The following is a 1,356-nucleotide window of genomic DNA, read 5'->3' on the forward strand; positions in this document are numbered from 1 at the left end:
CGCACCGCGGTCGACACCGGCGGCCGCCACCGCACCTCCCGCCTCCAGCATCCGCAGCACCTGGGTCACGGCCGTGCGCGACAGCCCGGTCGCCGCCATCAGCTCCGCGCGCGTCTGCGGACCGCTGTCGGCGAGCCGCTCCAGGATCGCGCGGCCGTTGAGCGACCGGAGCAGGCTCTGCGGTCCGGCAAGGGGTCGTGACATGCGGCTGATCCTCGGAGGTGTCGATGCTCGTGGTTCGGCTCGGGTGCCCGGCCAGCATGCTACATCCGGCCGCGTGCGTCCACCCCGATTCCGCCGTCGCCGCGCGCACCTAGGGTGGAGGGATGACGTCCTTCGTGATCCGCGACGCCCGCGCCGACGACGCCGATGCCGTGGCCCGAGTGCACGTGCGCTCGTGGCAGACCGCCTACCGCGGCCTGATCGACCAGGAGGTGCTCGACGGGCTCTCGGTCTCGGAGCGCGCCGAGGGGTGGCGGCGGATCTTCGCCGACCCGCTGCCCACGAGCCTGGGCACCCTGGTGGCGGTGCGCGACGGTGCGGTGATCGCGTGGGCGTCGTTCGGCTCGGGGCGCGACCCCGACGGTCTCGACGACGCCGAGCTGTACGGCATCTACGCCGACCCGGACACGTGGTCGACGGGCGCGGGTCATGCGCTGCTCGAAGCCGCGGAGGCGCGCATGATCGAGGCCGGGCACACGCGCGGCTACCTGTGGGTGCTCGACGGCAACGACCGCGCCGACGGGTTCTACGCCCGGCACGGGTGGGAGCTCGACGGGGCGACCAAGATCGACCAGCGCCCGCAGTTCACGCTCCGCGAGCACCGCCGCGTCAAGCTCCTCGGCCCGCGCTGAGCCCGGACGGCCCGGGGCCGCCCGTCAGTCGATCGCGCTCATGACGTGCTTGAGGCGCGTGTAGTCGTCGAAGCCGTACTGGGACAGGTCCTTGCCGTAGCCGGAGTGCTTGAAGCCGCCGTGCGGCATGTCCGACACGAACGGCAGGTGGGTGTTGATCCACACGCACCCGAAGTCGAGGTCGCGCGAGAAGCGCATCGCCCTGGCGTGATCCGTGGTCCACACCGACGCCGCGAGCGCGTACGGCACGCCGTTGGCGAGGGCCAGCGCCTCCTCCTCGGTCTCGAACGACTGCACGGTAAGCACGGGCCCGAAGATCTCGCCCTGCACGACCTCGTCGTCCTGCCGCACACCGGTCACGATCGTCGCCTCCCAGAAGTAGCCGCGGTCGCCCTGCCGGCGGCCGCCGGTGGCCACGGTGGCGTGCGCGGGGAGGCGGTCGATGAAGCCCTGCACCTGGGCGAGCTGGGCGGCGCTGCTGAGCGGTCCGTAGAGCACGCCC

3 protein-coding genes are annotated in these 1,356 nt (G+C 72.7%); 1 reads left to right on the forward strand and 2 read right to left on the reverse strand.

Features of this window, described 5'->3' with window-relative positions; genetic code table 11:
- Positions 1–204 (reverse strand): winged helix-turn-helix transcriptional regulator (locus DW309_RS02620; protein ID WP_136044479.1); only part of this gene is annotated, 204 nt, incomplete at its 3' end.
- Positions 205–326: 122 nt separating this feature from the next.
- On the opposite strand from DW309_RS02620, the gene DW309_RS02625 reads away from it, so the two are divergent.
- A complete protein-coding gene (locus tag DW309_RS02625; protein WP_136028543.1) occupies positions 327–854 on the forward strand; it encodes a GNAT family N-acetyltransferase in 528 nt (175 codons plus the stop codon).
- A gap of 24 nt (positions 855–878) precedes the next feature.
- Here the strand turns inward: DW309_RS02625 and DW309_RS02630 are convergent.
- On the reverse strand, positions 879–1,356 hold a 478-nt coding region (locus DW309_RS02630), incomplete at its 5' end, for an aldehyde dehydrogenase family protein (RefSeq protein WP_136044480.1).

Source organism: Microbacterium sp. K41 (assembly GCF_004794395.1).
GTDB classification, from domain to species: domain Bacteria; phylum Actinomycetota; class Actinomycetes; order Actinomycetales; family Microbacteriaceae; genus Microbacterium; species Microbacterium sufflavum.